The following is a 15578-nucleotide window of genomic DNA, read 5'->3' as shown; positions in this document are numbered from 1 at the left end:
TTTTTACTTTAAAAAGTTAAATTCGCCTATCAAGTAATAAAGTTGCTTTTTTTGAGTTTAAAATATAGGTATTGAACTTCAATAGAAGCTTAAATAAAATTGAATAAGGAATGGTTGTCAGGTTAATAATAGTATTGTTTTTTTTTAGTGCAGGGGTTTTTTCTCAAGAAAAATTTATCAAACACAAAATTTCAAAAGGAGAAAACCTTACTATAATTGCTAAAAAATACGGACTTAAACCAAAAGATATTACTGCAGCAAATCCTAATGCTCCTGCAATTCTAAAATTAAACTCGATTTTATTAATTCCTAATAACGAGAAAACAGTTGCTCCAAAACCTGCAGAAACTGTTGCCAACACTACTCCTAGTTTACACGAAGTTGAAGCCAAAGAAACACTTTGGGGAATCTCAAAAAAATACAATGTTTCTGTTGAGGGTTTAATAAAAGCGAATCCTTCATTAGAAACCGAAGGATTGAAAATAGGGCAGCAAATTAACATTCCTTCTAATTCAACTGCAATTGAAGAAAAGCCTTTTGACGACCTTAAAATTGTAAATGTTGTAGAAGTCGTTGTAGAAGTTCAGCCCAAAGAAACCAAATACGCCATTGCAAAAAGATACGGACTGACAGTTGCCGAATTGGAGCGTCAAAATCCATTTATTAAAGGAAAATTGCCAGTTGGTTATCTTTTAAAAATTTTAACTACCAAACAAAAAGCAGACGCAGTACAAGCTTTGGCAGTAGCACAACCAGTTAAGGATACGCTTTCAGTTCCAGTTCAGGTTGCAGATAATTCAGAAATTAAGAGAGACTCTTCGGCAGTAATACGAGTAAGCAATCACTCCGATTTAGTCAATCAATTAATTGTAAATGCAACTGAAAATATCGGAATCAGATATCGTTCAGGCGGTACTACAAAAGCAGGTTTTGACTGTTCAGGCTTAATGATTTGTACTTTTAGCAATTTCGATATTAAACTGCCAAGAAGTTCTATTGAACAATCTCGAATCGGAATGAAAATAACTTCAACAGAAGCACAAAAAGGCGATTTGATTTTCTTTAAAACCAACGGAAGACACCAGATTAATCATGTCGGAATGGTTGTGGAAGTTTTAGATGGAGAAATAAAATTTGTGCATTCTTCTACTCACGGAGGCGTAATGATTTCTTCAACAAAAGAACCTTATTACGAAAGAGCTTTTTCTCAAGTAAATCGTATTTTGGACTAGTTTAGCCAGCATTTTTCATAAATTATGATAAAGTGCATTTTTAAATTCTTCAATAGGAAAAGGCTTGCTTAAAAGCTTAAAAACATCTTTGTTTTCCTTAATCTGTTTAATTTCATCGGGATCTAATGTAGAGGAAAGTATGTAAATTTTGACGTCTTTTTTAAAGGCATTATCAAATTGACTGTACACATTTAAAAAATCAAAGCCGTTCATTATCGGCATCTGGATATCAAGTAAGATAAATAATGCATTGTGTTTTGCTCTATTCTCTCTAAGCCAGTCGAGTCCTTCTTTGCCATTATTGGCAACATGAATTTCGTTTATAAAAAGTACTTTCTTAAATAATTGTTTGATAATAAGCTGGTCGATCAAATTATCTTCAATTAATAAAAATGTAGGTCTAAATGGCATAAGAATTTGGTATAGCTACTATAAACTGGCTTCCAATTGTGCTTTGCGAGCTTACAGTAATGTTTCCTTTAATGTTTTCAACAGCTTCTTTTACAATATAAAGTCCTAATCCTGAACCTTTATTTTTATTTGTACCGAAGTACATTTCAAAAATATTGTCTTTAAATTCATCTTTAATTCCAATTCCGTTATCAGTTACTTCAATTTTATGAAAATCATCAGCTACGTAAGTTTTAATAGAAATGAACATTTCTTGTTTGCTGCTGTCAGCGTATTTGATAGCATTTGAAATTAAATTCGAAATAATGATTTTTAATCGCAAACCATCACTCTGAATTTGGTCTACTAATAACTCTTTTGTAAAAGTAATTTTGTTTGCATTTTCAATATGCATCAATTGCGAAATGGCTTCATCAAAGAGTTCCTTTAGGCTAACAGGTTCCATGATAATTTGTTTTCGTTTATTTTTGGAATAATCAATTATATCACTTATAAATTGATCTTGTTTGGCAAGACTTTGATGCATCAGACATAAATAATCTTTAATCTGAACGATATTATCTTCTAATTGCGTTATTTCAATTAAGCCTTTTAAAGACGTAATAGGAGACCGTAAGTCATGCGATGCACTGTAAACAAAACGGTCAAGTTCATGATTTACTAATATCAGATTTTCATTTTTAACTTCGATTTCTTTTTTAGAAACTATTAAACGTTTTACCATTATAGAATAATAAAGACAAACGCTGCAGACAATAACCAAAATAAAAAAAATGTTTGTAATGATCAGCAAATCTTTTATTGAACGGGTTCCTTCTCCTAAAGTATTAGAAAAGTTACGCTCATTAACTGTTAATTTGTCGCTTATAGCACTTATTTGCTGAATAAATTTTTGTTGATCATCGATAGTTAAAATGTTTCGGTTTATTTTAGCATTAATTTGTTGTCCGATGATAAATAATTTGAAAATCAACTTATCGCCTTGTTCCCATTCATGAATTGCCTTTGATAAGAAAGAAACGTGTTTAAAATTATCAAACATCCAAATAAGATCGTTGAGATCTTCGCTATGATTCCTGCCTACAAGAAGTGCTTTTCGTGCTACGGCATTGTCTCCTGCTTTCATAAGCGTTATTCTTGCAAGCCCATCGCCTTGAGGTACTCTTAATTCTTCTAAATATAATTTCCATTGATTTTGATCTTTGGTATACAGATAAGTTATTAAATGCCGAGAGGCATCTTTCTGTCCTTTCGAATAATGTGATTCGCCATTAACATAAGCTCTGTTGGCAGACAATATTTTTATCGTAAAAAAATTGGTACAGATTAATAAGGCACATGAAATAAAAACAATTAACAGAAGAATAAAAACATTTGGAAAACGCAGCTTTTTTAAAATTTGAATCTTGTTCATAATTTTTAATTTGTAGGTTAATAATTTTGATTCTTTTTATGAACTTTTGGCAAATTTGTTTGCTGTCTTTATAAACAATATGGGGAATTGAATATAGTAAAAAATAAACAAATGTTAATGAAATATTTACATTTTATGATTTAGAGCATCTCTACCAAATTTAATAAAAAAATAATACAGTCTGACAAAATGTTCTGAATTTTCTGTCTTTTTAAATATTTTAAATTTAATGTATTGTTTATCAGTAATTTATTTTTTAATATGAGGTAGTTGTGCTTTTCGTAAAGAGTTTTTGATTTATAATATAGCGTATCAGAAAGCATCTAATAATAAAAAGTATTAATTTTTTGTTTAATCTTAAAGAGCCAAAAAAAATGGATGTAAATAAAAAAGCTGCAAAATTTTTATACTTGCAGCTTTCATCTTTTGATTGATTTTTGAAACTATATTACATTTAATTAAACATTCCTATTCGTTTTAATTTTCAAATTAAGTTTATTTCGGCAAATATTGATTTGGATCTTCGCTTTCGAATTTTGGATTTGAAATTTCTTCCTTAATAAAACTTAATTTAGGTTCTGCATGCGCCGAAGCAATATCAAATTGTGGCTTAGTTACAATCGCACTTTTAATTTTGACAAGATTAATTCCGAAATAGATTAAACCTCCGATGCCAATTAAAGCCAAAAGGATATTGGTATAAAAGTCAATTCCCGATTTATCTAAATTTTGAGCTAAAATAATAAGTCCTAGAGCTGTAAAAATAAATCCCCAATATTCCATCTTTATCCAGAACAGACTATGATTACTTTTGAAATTTATTTCTTTTCCGGTTTCTTTATCAATAAAAACTCTCAAAGTCCGATTCCATCTGATTCCAAAAATATAACTGAAAATTCCAGCAACATAAAGCGGAACAATAAAACACAAATCAATATATGTTTCTGGGAAAATTGAGATACAAGAGAAGATTGCGATGAATAATATTAAAACAGAGAGAAATCCTCTTCCTGACCAAACTATCATATTTTTATTTTTTAAGTTGAATGCTTATTTATTAAAGTCCATTTCATCATAATTGGACCATCAAAAATGGTAATGAATTTATTAAGAATAAACATTTATTACTCCTTTAAAGAATTGAATACCACCAAATAAAATAGCTCCCCAAAAAATGAAGCCAATATCAGCAAATGTCAAAATAGTACCGCCACAAAACCATAAAGCTCCGTAAACCATATCTTTTCGTGCTTTTTCGTATTGAGCTTCCTGAATTTGAATTTCTAGATTTTCGACAATTAATCCAGCGATCTCAGTACTTAAGCCTTGCTCAACGAGTTTTGCTTTAGTTTCGTAAGACGATTTATTTTCGTTTAATAAAAGATTAGCAGCATAATTGTAAAATTGATCTGCAACATCTTCTGCTTCGTGTGTGGTGGTTTCCATAAAGTGGTGTTTGGTTAGTTTATAATTTTTTGGTTTACAATATTAACAATGTACGGCTATCATATTATAGTGTAAAATGACACGTAAAAAATTTACATTTTGATTTTCAAATATAAATAGTTGAAACTTTATAAAGTTACGGGAACACGTAAAATGGATTTTTTTTAGATAAAAAAAAACTGCAAATAATTTTTGCAGCTTCTATAGTAATATTAAAAAAAGTGTGATTTATTTAATTTTTGAGAATTTATACTCACATCCTTCGTAACATATAAGATAAGTTGGTGATAAAATCATTTTTCCATTTTCTGATTTGTATTTTTCAACAAACTTTCCTTTTGGTGTTTCGATTGCAGTTGTAAATCCTGGACATCCAAAATTTAAAGTTAGTATTGAGGTTGTCAATATATAAGTACCTGAAGTACATTCTGTGAATCGAGTAGAAGTAAAAGTTCCGTCACTTTTAAAGGTGTAAGTATAGCCATTTTCAACAGGATTCCATTTTGTGTTTGTTCCTCCATCTCCTATATAAGCTTCAGTAAATTTCCAAGTTCCAACAATTCCAGTATCTTTTCGCTTAGTTTCATTATCGCTGTTGCAGCTTATTTGCAAGAATAGAATTGCAAGTAATAAAATTATTTTTTTCATGCTGGTTTGTTTTTGGCTAGTATAATTTTTACTTAATACCGACGAATCCGCTTCCAACTCCGTCATTAAAGTTATCAGAGATCGATAATTTATTTTTGTCATCAATTGTAATAATACCTTTTGTTACAATATTTAACGTCTCTTTGTTTTCGCCCATTTCACAAGTTATATACTTTTCCGTTTCGCCCGAGTAAATAGATTTTTGTGTTGTAAGTTCATATTTTCCACTTACAACTTCCTTTCCGTTTTTGGTTATAGAAAAAGTATTGTCTTTCGATAAACTTAATTGAATCGAATTTCCTGTAGAAGCTGGAGTATCATGTATATGAAAAGCAAATCCGCCATCTGTACTTACCCAATTCCATTTCCCGTAGATATCAGAATTTTGAAAGTTGCTTTTGCTTTCAGAACTGCAAGAAATAAACCCAATAGCAAGAATAAAAAATGTAATAATTCTTCTCATAATTTATTTGTTTTTAATAAGATGGTTCGATTTGAAATTGGTTGCGTTATAATTTGTAATATTTTGAAAATTAATTTCTTGTGATCGTTTTATTCAATTTTATGCCAAAAATGTTCGCAGCCATTTTTGCATACTGTATTTCTTCGTTCAGTATCTGTAATCTTAAAAATCCAAAGTAAGGCTGTTATTGTTTTTTCATTTTCATTTTTTGAAAGAAGAGCTAACTTCTGAAATGCAATTTTAGTTGGATTGGTTTTTAAAATTACAATTGGAGTATAAGTAGCTTTTAATGGAATTGTAGCTATTGCTTTTTGATATGCTTCAGAAGTATAATCCGTTTTATTTGGAATAGAATTGATGATATAATTATGTAATGTTCTAAAAAGTTCTTCAAAATTATTTTGTAATAATAATTTTATACCAAGATTAAAATCCATTTTACCTTGTGCAATCTTGTTGATTATTTCTTCCATAAATTGATTTTTAAAACTTTTTAAAGATGTAACTGTCTAAAAGAAAAGCCAAAATGATTACTGAAAATGAGATCGTTAAAGTGTAAATATAATCAATTTTATGTTTTGGGAATTTTCCAAATTCCGGTTCTCGCTTAAATATTGTAAAATAAATATTTCTAGTTATTTTTTGAACTATCAGAAAGATAAAAAGTAATTGCGAGCTAAAATAACTCACGCTTCTCATTTCATTATTTGAATTGTTTTCAATAATTATTCCAATAATAATCAATAAAATTGCGATTGAAATCCAAATAATAAATATTTTTTTTGTCTTCAGTTTTTCTATTTGAAATCCAACAATAAAAAGCGGAATTGTAAAAAGTATGGAAAGCAAAATGTCAATGTTCATTTTTGATTTTTATTTTTAGTTTTTTTCAAAGCAAGATGATTAAGCTATTTTATTGCTAAAGTATAAATATCCTTTCATTTACTAATTAGATTTTATGAAAACGATTAGTGTGAGTGATTACTTCACTTTGATTTTTATTTTATTTGAGCTCAGTGAATTTCATTTGATGTGATCCTTTTGTGAAGTAAAACGGAGCAAAAGATATAGCCGAAAGCCCGACCCAGAGAGACAAGCCCAAAATATTTTCCAATAATCTAAAATCTGTAATCTAAAATCTAAAATTTCCAAAAAAAGTATATCTTTAACCAACCCAAAATATAAAATAATGCAAGAAAACGACCAAGAACATTTTAAAAGAGAACTCGGATTACTAGACGGAACTATGCTTGTTGTAGGTTCTATGATTGGATCTGGAATATTTATAGTAAGTGCCGATATCGCGAGACAAGTAGGATCTGCCGGATGGCTGACTCTAATATGGCTGATATCTGGATTAATTACCATTATCGCCGCTGTAAGTTATGGAGAGCTCAGTGCAATGTTCCCAAAAGCGGGCGGACAATATGTTTATCTAAAAGAAGCATACAATAAATTAATTGCTTTTTTGTACGGCTGGAGCTTTTTTGCCGTAATTCAAACCGGAACAATCGCTGCCGTTGGTGTGGCGTTTTCAAAATTTGCAGCTTATATTTATGAGCCTTTCAGCGACGAAAATATAGTATTTGAACTTGGTTTTTTTAAACTTAATGCAGCGCAGATCGTATCAATTTTCACAATCGTGTTACTCACTTACATTAACAGTCGCGGAGTGAAAAACGGAAAAATTCTACAAACTGTTTTAACGATCATCAAAATTTTATCATTACTAGGTTTAATCGTTTTTGGATTAACGCTTGCAGCAAAAGCTTCCGTTTGGGATGCCAACTGGGCAAATGCCTGGACAACACGTTCTTATAATGTTGATAGTGGTTCATGGCTTCCAATAAGCGGAACTGCTTTGATTACCGGAATTTCGGCTGCAATGGTAGGATCATTATTTTCAAGCGATGCTTGGAACGGTGTTACATTTATTGCTGGTGAGATTAAAAATCCAAAACGTAACGTTGGTTTCAGTTTATTTCTTGGAACTTTTATCGTAACGATTATTTATGTTTTAACGAATTTAATGTACTTGGCTGTTATTCCGCTAGACGAAATTGCAACAGCAAAATCAGATAGAGTAGCGGTGGTGGCTTCTCAATATATTTTTGGTGATATAGGTACTTTGATTATCGCAATTATGATCATGATTTCGACTTTCGCCTGCAACAACGGATTAATTATGGCTGGCGCAAGAGTTTATTACACCATGGCAAAAGATGGCTTGTTCTTTAAAAAGGCTGCCGTTCTTAACGAATCGAGTGTTCCTGCTTGGGCGCTTTGGGCACAATGTATCTGGGCTTCGGCTTTATGCTTGACAGGAAAATATGGAGATTTATTAGACTTTGTAATTATAATTGTTTTGATTTTTTACATTCTAACGATCTACGGAATCTTTATTTTACGTAAAAAAATGCCAGATGCAGAAAGACCTTATAAAGCCTTCGGGTATCCTTTTTTACCAATGTTATACATCATTATTGCAACAGCAATTTGTATCTCACTGTTATTGACTAAATTCTCAACTTGTGGCTGGGGAGTATTAATTATGCTGACAGGAATTCCGGTATATTACTTAACAAAACCTAAGGAATCTTAATAAAAAGTTGCTTTCCCCAAGTTTTCGGGACTAAGATTTTAAATAAAAAAAACGCTTTGTGTAAACAAGGCGTTTTTTATGCAATCGATTTTTCAAGTTAAGATTTAAAAATTAACTTGAAGATCAGAAGCAATTTTATCTTCAGTAGGTCTTAAAAAAATAAGATATACAATAACCAAAACTCCAAACAACACAAATTCTGGTTTTAGAAATAATATGATAAAAGCAGCGCCTTCAAGAATTCCCCAGCGAATAACTGAAGCAGTTTGGTACGTTGGCAGTTTTTCTTCAAGGGTTAAATCTTGATCTACTTTTTTTAGAAAGGATTTAAATAAAAAATTACTTAAAAGGATAGCAATAAACGGAATTATTGCATACACGATTGAGGAAGAATCAAGAACAGGAATTTTTAATGTTTCATTCGAAAACTCACCTAACATAAAGTAAGTAATAATTACACCAGCGCAAATGGCTAGGTGAATGGTTTTAAGGATTTTAATTTTTTCGGTCATTATTTTTTTTGGTTTTAGAAATGCGAATATAGAATTAATTATCAATTATAAAAACAGGAAAAATAAGACACAAAATTTGTTTGACTCTGCGTAAAAAATATCTTCATAGAGATGTTTTTAACCTATTGAATCACTGGGTAAAAACTAATTGTAATACAGCGAATTTTGCGAAAAAAACATAAAAAAAGACACTACTTAATTTGCAGTGGCAAAAAATGTAGTGTCGTTTAATTTAAATAATCTGTAATTAAGCTATTTCAGTTTCTACAGAAGATTTTATAGTTGAATTAATAATAGATATGGTAAGAGGATCTGTTTCTCCAGAGAAGAAAGCGTCTAATATTTCTTTAAATACAGGATTTGTATTTTCTACTAAAGAAAAAAGCGTCATTGAAGAGCGTAATTTTCGTGCATCTAAATCGCCTAAAATCCCATCTGCTGATTTTCTTTTAAAAGTCAAAAACAGTTCTGAAATTTCGATAAGATGTTTTCCTAAAATAGGATGCTCTAAAAATTCGGCAGCTTCTTTAAGATCGGCAATCGCGTAAAGATTTGCAGTATCACTAGTACCCAATCCTTTTATCTGAGGAAAAATAAACCACATCCAGTGTGTTTCTTTTTTTCCTTTTTTAATTTCAGAAAGAGCAGTAAGATAAAGTTTATTTTGCGCATCTAAAAAACGCGATAAATCATTGTTTGAATAAGCCATTTTGGTATTTGTATTTTAAAAAAGGGTTGCAAAAGTAGTAAAAAAGAAAGGGTCTGCCTAATAAAAGGTTCATACAGTCAGTATTTTAACTTTTTTCGACAGAATTTTCCTCATGCCTCTAGTCTAAAAAATAACTCATTTTGAGTTATTTAGAAATCATACATTACGATGAGTTTGTCTAAAAGTTAAGTTTATTCTCGGTAAAACATCTCGTGCCGTTTTCGGAACCTGATGCTGCCAAAAACTATTTGTTGTTCCTGCCATCAATAAAAAAGAACCATGGTGAAGCGGAATTTCGACCTGCGGAATTTCCTTGCTGAATTTATGACGAAGCCTGAACATTCTAGTTTCTCCAAAAGTCACCGAAGCAATAATTGGGTTTGGTCCTGTATTATGTTCTTTGTCGCTGTGCCAGCCCACGCCGTCATTTCCATTTCGGTATAAATTAAGCAAAACGGTATTAAAATCCTGCTGCGTTTCTTTTTCTACCCGACCTCTGATAGTCAATAATTCGTAATTCCAATCGGGACCTTTTGGGTCTGCTCCGGGATTATCTTTATCCTCATACCAGGCGATCATTCTGGGAACCGTATAGGTTTTGTCATAAATTTCCATTTCATATTCTCTCCATTTGGTTTTGCGAAGCAGTCTTTCATAAAAACGGTCAGATTCTTCTTTGGAAAAAAAGTTATCAATCAAAATCAATTCAGAATCAGGAATGTCAAATACTTTTTTTCCTGCCAAACCTGGGGTAAATAATTCGGTGTCGTTAAATAATGTCATTTTTTCTCCTTTATTTTTTGTCAATTTCAATCCACACAGGGGCATGATCGCTTGTTTTTTCCCAGCCTCGTACATGACGGTCAACTCCGCCGGAGCGTAGTTCTTTTGCTATTTGCGGACTTAGTAAAAAATGATCAATTCTCAATCCAGCATCACGTTCGTAAGCCTTTCTAAAATAATCCCAAAAAGTATAAATCTTCTCATCAGGATATAATTTTCTAATGGCATCTGTCCATCCTTGCGAAACAATAGCTGCAAAAGCTTTTCGAACTTCAGGCAGGAAAAGTGCATCTTTTACCCATTTTTCAGGTTTATAAACATCTAATTCTGTTGGCATAACATTAAAATCACCAACGAGTATTACTGGAATTTTTAATTTCAGCAAGGTTTCTGCACGCTCAGCCAAACGATCAAACCATTTTAGTTTATATTCTAATTTAGGTCCCGGTGCCGGATTTCCGTTTGGAAGATAAAGGCAGGCAATTACGATTCCGTTAATCAAAGCTTCAATATAACGGCTTTGAATATCCTCATTATCGCCCGGAAGAATGCGTGTTACTTCTTCAATTTCCATATTTCGGGCTAGAATTGCAACGCCGTTCCATTGTTTTTGTCCGTGCCAAATCGCATTATAACCCGCATCATTTATCGCTTTAAGCGGAAATTTATCCTGCGGTGCTTTTAATTCCTGCAGACAGACAATATCTGGAGTCGCTTCTTCAAGCCAGCGCAGTAATACATTTAATCTTCCGTTGACTCCGTTTACGTTATAAGTGGCTATTTTCATAGTAGATTTAATTAGTTGTGCTATTAAATTTACAGCTTTTTATACATATATATTTACACAGTTTCCTATTCTTATTTCAGGAATTGTTTGTTAAAGAATACTTTACCCGGATGTTTTTCTGCGTAAGCAAAAATCAAATGCACCATATATTGATTGCTTTTATAAGGCGTAACATAGTTTTTTACTTCTAATGGATCATGAATCGAAACATCTGTCGGAATATGTCCCATACCATAAAAATGACCGTTTTCAATCCAAATACAGCTGCGTTCATCTTTGCTTCTTCCTTTATCTATAATGGCAAAAGTGGGGCGGTTGCTTAGTAGAAAATCAATTGCATTGTCGACTTGCTCGTTGTGAACCGAAACCTCAGGCAAGCTTTTTAGATCATTATTCTGAAAAATTTCTCCTTCTTCCGGTCTTGAATATTTGCAGAACCTTTGATCAATTTCAAATTGTTCAGCCAGACTTCTTAGTAAATCTATCGCGTTATACAAACTATTAAATTCATGAATACAAGTTTGAAATTTGCTTAGTTTTCCAACGGCCAAATATTTGTAGCCGTTTCTTGCTTCGTATTGATAAATGCCGAATTTTGCTTCAAAACGTTTTAATGCTCTATTGTAGGTTGGCCAAAGCTGTTTTATTTCGGTACATTCTAACAAAAGCGCCATTAATTCTGTGGCACAGACTTCAAAGGAAATGCTATAGATATCTCTTAAAAAATGCTGTCTTTGCGGATTGATTTTATGACCGCTAAAATGAGAAGCAACACGTTTTTTTAAGTTGATTGCTTTCCCGACATAAATCACCTTTTTCTGCTGATTATAAAAATAATATACACCTGGTTTTTCGGGTAAATTATTAAAATCTTCTGGAGGTAAATTGGGTGGCAAACGCTGATCTTGTGAAGTCATTTTGACCATTTTTGCAATCTCACCTTCCTCGTCCCATTCCAGCAATTGAGAAAATAATATTGCAGTAGCATCTGCATCTCCACCAGCCCGATGCTGATTTTCTAAAGGTATGTTTAGCGAATAGCAAAGTTTTCCCAGACTGTACGATGCAAGCCCCGGTTTAATTTTTCGTGCTGCACGAACGGTACATAATTTTCTGGCAGTCCATTTAAATCCCGCTTGTTCCAATTGATGACGCACAAATGAATAATCGAAGTTAACGTTATGCGCGACGAAAATACGATCGGTAAGCATTTCTAAAACTTTCTCAGAAATATCATCGAAGATTGGCGCATTAGCCACCATTTCGTTATTAATACCTGTTAATCCAAAAATAGAAAGCGGTATTTCTTTTTCGGGATTAACGAGCGTTTCAAAGCGATCAATTACATTTTTTCCGTCATGAATGATGATCGCAATTTCTGTAATACGGCTGCTACTGGCATTACCGCCTGTGGTTTCAATATCTACTATGGCATATTCTTGCTTTTTCATCTTTGTTTATATAACGTGAAAGCTGTTCTTATTCTTGTAACATCAAAATCTTTGTAACTATTTGCTTTGAAATTTCATTCGATATCTCGGCAAGTTAATTTCATGTGCCTGCGGATATGGTTCGCGATGCGTTGGACTGACATCTTCCTTGATTAACTGCTGTGTTTTAAACTGATCTTTAGCATCCATATACCTTGGATCAGGAATAAAGGGCATTTTAGCCATTTTAGTAATTGTGATAGTTGGAAAATGATAATCAACTTCGACATTTCCTAATAAAAGATAACAGCCGCCGCCCTGAAAAGGATATTGCGCTAAACAATCCGGGAAATGCGCTGTGTCAAAATAAGTGCCTTCATGATCAATCCAAGTCCCAAAATACATGTTTCCTTTTTTAGTGGGTACTTGTTTTCTGGAAATCAAATAAGCCAGCATTCGAACTTGCTTTTTATGATGAATAACCAAATCTTTAGCCATAATATCACCGCGATGTTTGGTTTGTAATAAATCAAAAATAGTACAGGATACAGGAAAACTTAACAATTCGATTTCATCAAAAGCATCTTCAAAAACAGAACGTTCTAAAGTTGGAAGTTTATATTCTTTAACGGGTTCTTGTAAAAGCATCAAACTTCTGTTTTCTGGTTTAAAATTATTCAGAAGCAAACTGGCAATAACCAGAAGCTGATTTTTGGTTTTTCCTGTGAAACGAAATGCATCTATAAAAATCAAAATTTTAATACTTTCAATGCCAATTGGAATTCGGTTGATAAAATCCTCCAAAGAAATAAATTCACCATTTTTCTCCCGATCCGATTCAATCAAATTTGCTATTTTCGATTCTAAACCCTGCAAATGCATAAAGCCCAGATAAATATCGTTTCTGTAAACGGTAGTTTGATATTCGCTTTTATTCACACACGGATTAAGGATTGTTGCTCCGGACATGCGTGCTTCGTGTACATAAACTTCTGTTCTGTAAAATCCGCCTTGATTATTAATAACCGCTGCCATAAATTCTACAGGATAATTGATCTTGAGATATAAACTTTGGTAACTTTCTACAGCATAAGAAGCGGAGTGCGCTTTACAAAAAGAAAATCCTGCAAACGATTCAATCTGGCGGTAAATTTCCTGACTAAGACCTTCAGGATGTCCTTTTTGGGCACAGGAAGCAAAGAAATTATCTTTTACTTTTTGAAGGGCTTCTTTAGAACGCCCTTTTCCAGACATAGCACGACGCAGAACATCACCGTCTGCAGCAGGAACGCCTCCGTAATGCTGGGCAATTTTGATCACATCTTCCTGATAAACCATAATACCATAAGTTTCACCAAGATGTTCTTTGAAAACCTCATGAAAATATTGAAACTGATCTGGATTATTATGACGAAAAATATATTCTTTCATCATTCCGGATTGTGCAACGCCGGGACGAATAATAGAAGAAGCCGCTACAAGAATCCTATAATTATCACAATTTAAACGGCGTAATAATCCGCGCATTGCGGGACTTTCGATATAGAAACAGCCAATGGTTTTACCTTGTGCCAAATGCACATTGCATATAGCTTCATTTTTTGATATAGAAGTGTTTCGAATATCTACTTTTATGCCTCGGTTTTTTTCGATTAGTTTTACGCTGTCGTCGATATGCCCAATGCCGCGCTGACTTAGAATATCGAATTTTTCGAAACCAATTTCTTCGGCAATATGCATGTCAAAAAGTACAATAGGAAAACCTTTTGGAGGCATTTCTAAAGGCGTATAATTGGTAATAGGTTCTTCAGAAATAATAATACCACAGGCATGCATACTGCGCTGATTAGGGTATTTATTCATCATAAGACTATAATCCTGAACCAGCTTTACAATAGAATTAGTTTCTTGTAATGCCATCGGATTTTTTGCCAGCATATCTAATTCTTCTTTCGGAAGACCAAAAACTTTTCCGACTTCTCTGAAAATAGAGCGGTGTTTGAATTCTACATTGGTACCGCAAAAAGCAACATGATCACGGCCATATTTATCAAAGATATACTCTAAAATTATGTTGCGTTCTTTCCAACTCCAATCGATGTCGAAGTCAGGCGGACTTTTTCGATTTAAATTTAAAAATCGCTCAAAATATAAATCCAATTCTAAGGGACAAATATCTGTAATACCTAAACAATAGGCGATAATACTGTTGGCACCACTGCCTCGGCCAATGTGCATGAAACCCTTACTATTGCTGTAGCGTACAATATCCCAGGTAATTAAAAAATAACCGCTGAACTCTAATTTATCAATTACTTTTAGTTCTTTTTCTACACGTTTTTTTGCCAGTTCGTGATTTTCGCCATAGCGCCATACTAATCCTTTCTGCGCCAGTTCAGTAAGTTTTGCTATATCTTCTTCACGACTTTTAGTAAAAAACTTTTTGTTTTTGGGTGTTGTAAAATCATATTCAAAATGGCAGGAATTAATTATTTGCTGTGTGTTGGATATTATTTCAGGATAACGTTCATAGTAAGGTAAAAGATCTTCTAGAGGCAACATTTTCTCAGACGTTTTACAATAATCAGTTTCTGTTAGTTTCGAAAGAATAATATTCGTATCAATCGCGCGTAAAATTTTATGCAGATTAAATTCTTTTTTATTTCTAAAAGTTACCGATTGCAGTACAACCATTTTAGAAATTTTATCTTTATGTTCTGATGTAAAAAGCCTTGAAACTTCATCCGCGCGAATGCCGATAAACTCATTTTCACGAAGTTTTGCTGGAGCATTTTCTAAAGTGTAAATAATAAAAGCCGATTTGAATTTGGGAGCAATTAGAGGTAAAGTTTCTCCACTGAAATTATGATCCGTTAAAAACCGATTCATTTCACCCAAACCTTCAGGGTTTTGAGCCAAACCTATATATCTAAATTGATGTTCTGAACGGAATTCTATGCCTACTAAAGGTTTAATTCCTGCTTTATCACATCCTCTTATAAAATCATAAATTCCAGTTACCGTATTAATATCTGTAAGTGCCATTGCTTTTACGCCACAAGAAACAGCCTCTGTGATGAGATCATCGAGAGGAATCGTGCCGTAGCGAAGTGAATGATATGAATGACAATTGAGATACAT

The 15578-nt window shown here is 32.6% G+C and carries 16 protein-coding genes; 2 read left to right on the top strand and 14 right to left on the bottom strand.

The genetic code is table 11. The annotated features are described in order from the left end of the window. Nucleotides 1–110 precede the first annotated feature (110 nt). Nucleotides 111–1232 carry a peptidoglycan endopeptidase gene (locus IR010_RS17385; protein ID WP_194605619.1) on the top strand — a complete coding sequence of 374 codons (1122 nt, stop codon included), beginning with the start codon at nt 111–113 and terminating at the stop codon, nt 1230–1232. Between the two features lie 15 nt (nt 1233–1247). Here IR010_RS17385 and IR010_RS17380 read toward each other — a convergent pair whose 3' ends face one another. From IR010_RS17380 to IR010_RS17345, 8 genes are all read right to left on the bottom strand, one after another. Then, on the bottom strand, nt 1248–1643 hold the full coding sequence (locus IR010_RS17380) for a response regulator (RefSeq protein WP_194570744.1): 396 nt from the start codon (nt 1641–1643) through the stop codon (nt 1248–1250). Next, on the bottom strand, nt 1633–3057 hold the full coding sequence (locus IR010_RS17375; protein WP_194605618.1) for a sensor histidine kinase: 1425 nt from the start codon (nt 3055–3057) through the stop codon (nt 1633–1635). The genes IR010_RS17380 and IR010_RS17375 overlap by 11 nt, the downstream gene beginning before the upstream one ends. Before the next feature lie 495 nt (nt 3058–3552). After that, the gene (locus tag IR010_RS17370) at nt 3553–4083 is read right to left on the bottom strand and encodes a hypothetical protein (RefSeq protein ID WP_194570742.1); all 531 of its coding nucleotides are present in this window, start codon (nt 4081–4083) and stop codon (nt 3553–3555) included. Nucleotides 4084–4164: 81 nt separating this feature from the next. Next, nucleotides 4165–4503 carry a hypothetical protein gene (locus IR010_RS17365; protein WP_029273460.1) on the bottom strand — a complete coding sequence of 113 codons (339 nt, stop codon included), beginning with the start codon at nt 4501–4503 and terminating at the stop codon, nt 4165–4167. Nucleotides 4504–4731: 228 nt separating this feature from the next. Next, entirely contained in the window at nt 4732–5151 is a 420-nt protein-coding gene (locus tag IR010_RS17360) for a lipocalin family protein (RefSeq protein ID WP_194570741.1), read from the bottom strand. Between the two features lie 28 nt (nt 5152–5179). Then, nucleotides 5180–5614: a hypothetical protein gene (locus IR010_RS17355; protein WP_194605617.1), complete on the bottom strand. Its 435-nt coding sequence runs from the start codon at nt 5612–5614 to the stop codon at nt 5180–5182. Nucleotides 5615–5703: 89 nt separating this feature from the next. Continuing rightward, nucleotides 5704–6087, bottom strand: a complete 384-nt coding sequence (locus IR010_RS17350; protein ID WP_194605616.1) for a DUF5958 family protein — start codon at nt 6085–6087, stop codon at nt 5704–5706. Nucleotides 6088–6097: 10 nt separating this feature from the next. Continuing rightward, nucleotides 6098–6478 (bottom strand): hypothetical protein, encoded by a 381-nt coding sequence (locus IR010_RS17345; RefSeq protein WP_194605615.1) that lies wholly within the window; start codon nt 6476–6478, stop codon nt 6098–6100. Between the two features lie 325 nt (nt 6479–6803). Between IR010_RS17345 and IR010_RS17340 the strand changes: the two genes are divergently transcribed. Then, a complete protein-coding gene (locus IR010_RS17340; RefSeq protein WP_194605614.1) occupies nt 6804–8216 on the top strand; it encodes an APC family permease in 1413 nt (470 codons plus the stop codon). A gap of 104 nt (nt 8217–8320) precedes the next feature. On the opposite strand, the gene IR010_RS17335 is transcribed toward IR010_RS17340, so the two are convergent. From IR010_RS17335 to IR010_RS17310, 6 genes are all read right to left on the bottom strand, one after another. Further along, nucleotides 8321–8728: a hypothetical protein gene (locus IR010_RS17335; RefSeq protein WP_029273465.1), complete on the bottom strand. Its 408-nt coding sequence runs from the start codon at nt 8726–8728 to the stop codon at nt 8321–8323. Nucleotides 8729–8975: 247 nt separating this feature from the next. Continuing rightward, complete coding sequence (locus IR010_RS17330; RefSeq protein ID WP_029273466.1) at nt 8976–9437, bottom strand: DUF1810 domain-containing protein; 462 nt, start codon at nt 9435–9437, stop codon at nt 8976–8978. A gap of 156 nt (nt 9438–9593) precedes the next feature. Further along, the gene (locus IR010_RS17325) at nt 9594–10220 is read right to left on the bottom strand and encodes an alpha-ketoglutarate-dependent dioxygenase AlkB family protein (protein ID WP_194605613.1); all 627 of its coding nucleotides are present in this window, start codon (nt 10218–10220) and stop codon (nt 9594–9596) included. Between the two features lie 10 nt (nt 10221–10230). Beyond that, nucleotides 10231–11007 (bottom strand): exodeoxyribonuclease III, encoded by a 777-nt coding sequence (gene xth, locus IR010_RS17320; protein WP_194605612.1) that lies wholly within the window; start codon nt 11005–11007, stop codon nt 10231–10233. A gap of 71 nt (nt 11008–11078) precedes the next feature. After that, complete coding sequence (locus tag IR010_RS17315) at nt 11079–12458, bottom strand: exonuclease domain-containing protein (RefSeq protein WP_194605611.1); 1380 nt, start codon at nt 12456–12458, stop codon at nt 11079–11081. 57 nt (nt 12459–12515) lie between these two features. Continuing rightward, entirely contained in the window at nt 12516–15578 is a 3063-nt protein-coding gene (locus IR010_RS17310) for a DNA polymerase III subunit alpha (RefSeq protein ID WP_194605610.1), read from the bottom strand.

Origin of the sequence: Flavobacterium sp. MR2016-29, assembly GCF_015350695.1 — a bacterium.
GTDB lineage: Bacteria > Bacteroidota > Bacteroidia > Flavobacteriales > Flavobacteriaceae > Flavobacterium.
The sequence above is the reverse complement of the archived record's forward strand: the minus strand, read 5'-3'. Positions and strand labels throughout refer to the sequence as shown.

Bases quoted from the DNA above. Each gene is read 5' to 3' on its own strand.
- IR010_RS17385 (WP_194605619.1), top strand. From the start codon at position 111: ATGGTTGTCAGGTTAATAATAGTATTGTTTTTTTTTAGTGCAGGGGTT.
- IR010_RS17380 (WP_194570744.1), bottom strand. From the start codon at position 1,643: ATGCCATTTAGACCTACATTTTTATTAATTGAAGATAATTTGATCGAC.
- IR010_RS17375 (WP_194605618.1), bottom strand. From the start codon at position 3,057: ATGAACAAGATTCAAATTTTAAAAAAGCTGCGTTTTCCAAATGTTTTT.
- IR010_RS17370 (WP_194570742.1), bottom strand. From the start codon at position 4,083: ATGATAGTTTGGTCAGGAAGAGGATTTCTCTCTGTTTTAATATTATTC.
- IR010_RS17365 (WP_029273460.1), bottom strand. From the start codon at position 4,503: ATGGAAACCACCACACACGAAGCAGAAGATGTTGCAGATCAATTTTAC.
- IR010_RS17360 (WP_194570741.1), bottom strand. From the start codon at position 5,151: ATGAAAAAAATAATTTTATTACTTGCAATTCTATTCTTGCAAATAAGC.
- IR010_RS17355 (WP_194605617.1), bottom strand. From the start codon at position 5,614: ATGAGAAGAATTATTACATTTTTTATTCTTGCTATTGGGTTTATTTCT.
- IR010_RS17350 (WP_194605616.1), bottom strand. From the start codon at position 6,087: ATGGAAGAAATAATCAACAAGATTGCACAAGGTAAAATGGATTTTAAT.
- IR010_RS17345 (WP_194605615.1), bottom strand. From the start codon at position 6,478: ATGAACATTGACATTTTGCTTTCCATACTTTTTACAATTCCGCTTTTT.
- IR010_RS17340 (WP_194605614.1), top strand. From the start codon at position 6,804: ATGCAAGAAAACGACCAAGAACATTTTAAAAGAGAACTCGGATTACTA.
- IR010_RS17335 (WP_029273465.1), bottom strand. From the start codon at position 8,728: ATGACCGAAAAAATTAAAATCCTTAAAACCATTCACCTAGCCATTTGC.
- IR010_RS17330 (WP_029273466.1), bottom strand. From the start codon at position 9,437: ATGGCTTATTCAAACAATGATTTATCGCGTTTTTTAGATGCGCAAAAT.
- IR010_RS17325 (WP_194605613.1), bottom strand. From the start codon at position 10,220: ATGACATTATTTAACGACACCGAATTATTTACCCCAGGTTTGGCAGGA.
- xth (WP_194605612.1), bottom strand. From the start codon at position 11,007: ATGAAAATAGCCACTTATAACGTAAACGGAGTCAACGGAAGATTAAAT.
- IR010_RS17315 (WP_194605611.1), bottom strand. From the start codon at position 12,458: ATGAAAAAGCAAGAATATGCCATAGTAGATATTGAAACCACAGGCGGT.
- IR010_RS17310 (WP_194605610.1), bottom strand. From the start codon at position 15,578: ATGTATCTCAATTGTCATTCATATCATTCACTTCGCTACGGCACGATT.